The sequence below is a fragment of the Rhizobium leguminosarum bv. viciae USDA 2370 genome, from assembly GCF_002008365.1.
In the GTDB taxonomy this organism is placed as follows: Bacteria; Pseudomonadota; Alphaproteobacteria; order Rhizobiales; family Rhizobiaceae; genus Rhizobium; species Rhizobium leguminosarum.
Genome location: NZ_MRDL01000048.1, coordinates 1 through 4,716, shown reverse-complemented (window position 1 = coordinate 4,716; position 4,716 = coordinate 1). Strand labels below are relative to the sequence as shown.

Genomic DNA, 4,716 nt, shown 5'->3' with positions numbered 1-4,716 from the left:
AAAGCCGTGACCGCTGCAATTGCCTGAGTTTACCGACAAGCGACTTTTCGGCCGTTGATCAAACAACGTGACATCGCCCCTCGTCGAGCATCGGCGCGAAGAGCTGCCAAGAATGCACCATCCCCTCGAAGATATTGAGTTCGGCGGACACGCCTGCGGCCTTGAGCCTTTCGACGACGGTCACCGAGTCTTCGCGCAGGATCACCCAGGACCCGATTTGTACGAGCGTCGGCGGCAAGCCGGTAAAATCGCTGTAGAAGGGAGTCACCGTCTCCGACTTGCGGTCGCCGGTGCCGACATAGGCCATGTTGAAAAGTTCCATGAGCTGCGGTGTCAGCAGCGGCGCATCGGTGACGGACGCGGCGAAGGTCTTCTGATGCTACCACTTAAAACGTGGCTTTTAGCCCGAACGAGATTGACATCGACTGAAAGTTTGCCCCGGCCGCGGCCTTTTGCCAGGCGGAGCGTGTGCCCTCCTCGGTGTCCTCTTCTTGCGTTTCCCCGCGGCTGTTAAACACCTGCTCGAACGAACCGGACAGATAGAGCGAAGCAGCTGGCGTCATCGCGTAGTCAAGGGCAACAGTTGCGCCGATTGTCGGCGCAGGGTCAATGTCATCATGAAACCGGAGATCCCTCCAATGGTCGTCGATGTCCTTGATGCCGAAGCTCAAGCCGGTCTGAAGGCCGCCGCTGATGGTAAGATCGCCAAAGTTGTATTCGCCGCTCAGGCTGACGAAGCCAATCGGAATCTGTTGCTGATAGCTGATGCCTCTTTCCCAGTCTGGCCATGACACAGGTGTATCCCGGAACTTTTCCTCCGTATAGATGCCGGACCCGCCATAGGCGGTCCACTTGACGTCGGTATACTGGACACCGGCGCCGACCGCGATACTGCTGGTCTCGTTTCCGTAGATGATCCGGTCCAACTGGATCGCTCCGGCGACATAGTGATCGAGTTCGGTAAGGGGATAGATTGAGCGGTCGCTCCAGTCATCATGCTCGCCACTGTCCCAGTCGTAGTCAACCATGTGACCGTTGCCGCCGGTGCCGATTTCGACGCTGCCCTTCAAGCTCCAGTCGTTGTCAATCTGGGCGTTCACACCAACAGTGAAAAGGGTCATCCCCTTGCTTTCCCAGTTCAGCTGGCTGTTCTTGTGGTCGCCCTCATAGGCAAATTCCTGGGCCTTGATGTTGGCGAGGCCGAGTCCGCCGAAAACGACGAAATTGCCGTCGTCGGAGGAAAACAGAGCGTTGTCTGCGGCGGCCAATGATGGGGTGGCCACCAGTAAACAGGAAGTGACTGCGGATCCGGTAATGACGCGCTTCATCAACTGACCGCGTGTTTCGTCTAGCGCCTCCGTCTTGGGCCTGAGCTTTTTCGCCTCATATCGCCTTTTTGTTGCGTCAGAGTTGTCCGCTGCGCAAGCCACTGGTGTTGATGGACCGGTGTCGCCGTGCCGTTGCGAGGCTGGCTGCGTCGACCCCTTCAGGGAATAATCGCAGAACATTCGTTGTCCTTTGCTAGAGAGTGATCAATTTGCGCGACTGGGCGGAGCGCGGCGCGATATGCCTTACGATCTGTCAACTGGCGTGGAAACTGCTGGAGGGTTCCAAACCTTACCCAAGCGCTCAACGGTTTCGCACCACTGATCAGGAGCGAGCGCTTCGTTGTCATGCAGGCATCTCCCGAGTGGCGACGACACTAATGACGCACCGCTATAGCTGCTACTGGTTCCGTTTCAAAAATAGCAGGCTTCCCGTGCGTAATTGACATGGACAAATTCGAACACCCGGACCAACGTACAACGAGATCGGGGGAGATCTGCTTGGCATCATGATCGAGATCGCTGAGGCGTGGCACCGCAGCCGGCAGCCGAAGCCTAGCATTTTCCAGTCTCGTTTATTGGTGCTTGCGATGCGACGGAGCTGCCCTTTGGCGATCGACACATCAGACGATGTTGATAGTCTTCTGGTTGTGGCCTCTTCCAGTGCTATTTCAATAAAGATCACTTTTGCCACTAATAGCTGACAGCAGCCTGAAAGCTGTCACGATTGTCACGACGGTAGCTCAGCGCCTATGCATCGGATCGGCAAAGATCTCAGCGAAAGGTCAACTTTGTTCCGGCCTATTCGATGCTGTCGCGGCGCAGGCGGATATGCACACGCCGGAAAGCGTCTCAAGCGCGGCGGCGCTGCGCACGTTGTTTGAAGGGCAGGCGAGTCAAGGCCCGTGCGGACAGTTTCAGACGAACTGGTCGCTGGCGGCTTTCCACTGGGCCACGGCTTGCAGTCGGTGATTGCGAATTTGGTTGGCAGAAGGTTTTTTGTGATCTGGAACGAAGAGATTGCCAACGGTGGAGAACAGCGAAACGAAATGTTGCAGGGGCGATGTCACGTTGTTTGATCAACGGCCGAAAAGTCGCTTGTCGGTAAACTCAGGCAATTGCAGCGGTCACGGCTTTCCACTGCGCCATGGCGCGGATCCGATGAATATGGGTGGCTAGGGCTGAGTGTCTCTGGTGCGGCGCGACGAAAAGATTTCGGACTGCTGAAAAGACCGAGATGAAACGTTGCAAACCTCCGACGGATCGAAAGCCCTGCATCATTGCCGACAACGTGACATCGCCGTTCAACCTCCATAAGACAAAGGGATCAAGATCGCCGACGATCGGTAATGCTCGCCGCTGTTCAAGAGTGGTGGTGAACTTGGCCAGCAGTTCAGCGTCGCCGTCGTCGCTCCAAAGCCCGTAGAGATCCTTAGCGCGGATAAGCCGCACCAGGCAGTTCATAAAGGGATTTTGAAGTGCCTTGACGTCACTGGCAGCGAGAACAACTGCGGAGTCAAATCTTGTTTTCATAGTCCTCTCCTCGTCTTCAAAGCATTGTTTCCAAGTTGGCGTTCGCTCGCGCCAACACATCCCAAACCCAGGGCGGAGGCCGCCCAAGGAAACGCAGTCGACATTGTCGTCCCAGCCGTTCTCTTTTTTCACGTGCCGATTCCGAGGCGATTAGTGCTTCATTGATTCTCATTCTTATCGCGGATGGTGATTGCGATCGGGCAAAGAGACGCGTCAGCCGACGTCTCACATCGCATGCTCTGCTGCCTTTGACCGGAGAACTGCGGGCCGATCTGGACCCGCAGCACCATTGTGGTTTCACTTATTGAGTTCGAGGCAGCCTCGATAAAGGTCGCTCCCTTTCGTAAAGAGTTTACATTGCACCGATTTCTCGCCTCGAAGTTGCCAGCCGTTATTCCCGCTGTAGCTGCCGTCGTCATCTGAACCTCGTTCGCTGGCCGGCGAGCTGTGCCCGCTGGACCCCTCGGAAGCGAAGTCAGCCGCCGAAACCTGAGTGGTCGATACCAATGCCATCGCGGTCGCAGCAAGGATTGCACGCCCCCAGATGGACCGAGATGTCAGCGATGAATTCGACACGGCCGCAGTGGCGGTCTTGTTCGATGAGCTTTTCATTTCACTTTTTCCATTTCTTTCGTTGATGTTGCGTATTATCGCGTGTCGCTGCCATTTTGGCGATCGGCACCGGCGAGCTGCGGGCCAATCTGGACCCGCAGCACCATTGTGGTTTCACCTCTCGGTCAGGATGTGTGCGCAGCGAAGCTGGCGGGTGCCATCTTTTCTCGTAAAGATGGCACAATCGTCCATTGTGTCGCGTACAAGTTGCCAGCCGTTATTTCCGCTGTAGCTGCCGTCGTCATCTGAACCTCGTTCGCTGGCCGGCGAGCTGTGCCCGCTGGACCCCTCGGAAGCGAAGTCAGCCGCCGAAACCTGAGTGGTCGATACCAATGCCATCGCGGTCGCAGCAAGGATTGCACGCCCCCAGATGGACCGAGATGTCAGCGATGAATTCGACACGGCCGCAGTGGCGGTCTTGTTCGATGAGCTTTTCATTTCACTTTTTCCATTTCTTTCGTTGATGTTGCGTATTATCGCGTGTCGCTGCCATTTTGGCGATCGGCACCGGCGAGCTGCGGGCCAATCTGGACCCGCAGCACCATTGTGGTTTCACCTCTCGGTCAGGATGTGTGCGCAGCGAAGCTGGCGGGTGCCATCTTTTCTCGTAAAGATGGCACAATCGTCCATTGTGTCGCGTACAAGTTGCCAGCCGTTATTTCCGCTGTAGCTGCCGTCGTCATCTGAACCTCGTTCGCTGGCCGGCGAGCTGTGCCCGCTGGACCCCTCGGAAGCGAAGTCAGCCGCCGAAACCTGAGTGGTCGATACCAATGCCATCGCGGTCGCAGCAAGGATTGCACGCCCCCAGATGGACCGAGATGTCAGCGATGAATTCGACACGGCCGCAGTGGCGGTCTTGTTCGATGAGCTTTTCATTTCACTTTTTCCATTCTTTCGTTGATGTTTGCGTATTGTCGCGTGTCGCTGTAATTTTGGCGATCGGCACGATATTCATTGATCTCTTGCTTGGCGTGTCCTCCCCGTTGTTGCGATAACCAAGCTTTACCAGCCATCGCTGACAGTAGCCTGAAAGCCGTTGCGCGACTGGATTCTTCTGGGCAAAACATTGACAAAGGACATCAGAGCGCTTTTTTCAGGCCACGGCTTTGAGTTTGTGCCTTGCGGCATGGGCCCAAAGCTGACGATCCCGGTGAGCACGTCTGAGGGCGATGTCACGTTGTCGGCAATGATGCAGGGCTTTCGATCCGTCGGAGGTTTGCAACGTTTCATCTCGGTCTTTTCAGCA

The 4,716-nt window shown here is 56.1% G+C and carries 6 protein-coding genes and 2 pseudogenes; all 8 read right to left on the bottom strand.

Features of this window, described 5'->3' with window-relative positions; translation table 11 throughout:
- Positions 1-58 precede the first annotated feature (58 nt).
- Positions 59-352, bottom strand: a pseudogene (locus BS629_RS26180) (alpha/beta hydrolase fold domain-containing protein); the annotation flags it as partial.
- Positions 353-386: 34 nt separating this feature from the next.
- The gene (locus BS629_RS26175) at positions 387-1,508 is read right to left on the bottom strand and encodes an omptin family outer membrane protease (RefSeq protein ID WP_245315110.1); all 1,122 of its coding nucleotides are present in this window, start codon (positions 1,506-1,508) and stop codon (positions 387-389) included.
- Positions 1,509-2,435: 927 nt separating this feature from the next.
- Positions 2,436-2,606, bottom strand: a pseudogene (locus BS629_RS26165) (IS6 family transposase); the annotation flags it as partial.
- A gap of 549 nt (positions 2,607-3,155) precedes the next feature.
- A complete protein-coding gene (locus BS629_RS26160) occupies positions 3,156-3,470 on the bottom strand; it encodes a hypothetical protein (RefSeq protein WP_077988540.1) in 315 nt (104 codons plus the stop codon).
- Between the two features lie 114 nt (positions 3,471-3,584).
- Entirely contained in the window at positions 3,585-3,908 is a 324-nt protein-coding gene (locus BS629_RS26155) for a hypothetical protein (RefSeq protein WP_077988539.1), read from the bottom strand.
- A 114-nt stretch (positions 3,909-4,022) separates the two neighbouring features.
- Positions 4,023-4,346 (bottom strand): hypothetical protein, encoded by a 324-nt coding sequence (locus BS629_RS38570; protein ID WP_077988539.1) that lies wholly within the window; start codon positions 4,344-4,346, stop codon positions 4,023-4,025.
- Positions 4,343-4,483 (bottom strand): hypothetical protein, encoded by a 141-nt coding sequence (locus tag BS629_RS40580; protein ID WP_158081463.1) that lies wholly within the window; start codon positions 4,481-4,483, stop codon positions 4,343-4,345. Before BS629_RS40580 ends, BS629_RS38570 begins: the two co-directional genes overlap by 4 nt.
- The coding region (locus tag BS629_RS39510) for a hypothetical protein (RefSeq protein WP_210190991.1) at positions 4,473-4,716 on the bottom strand (244 nt) is incomplete at its 5' end. The genes BS629_RS39510 and BS629_RS40580, both read right to left, overlap by 11 nt.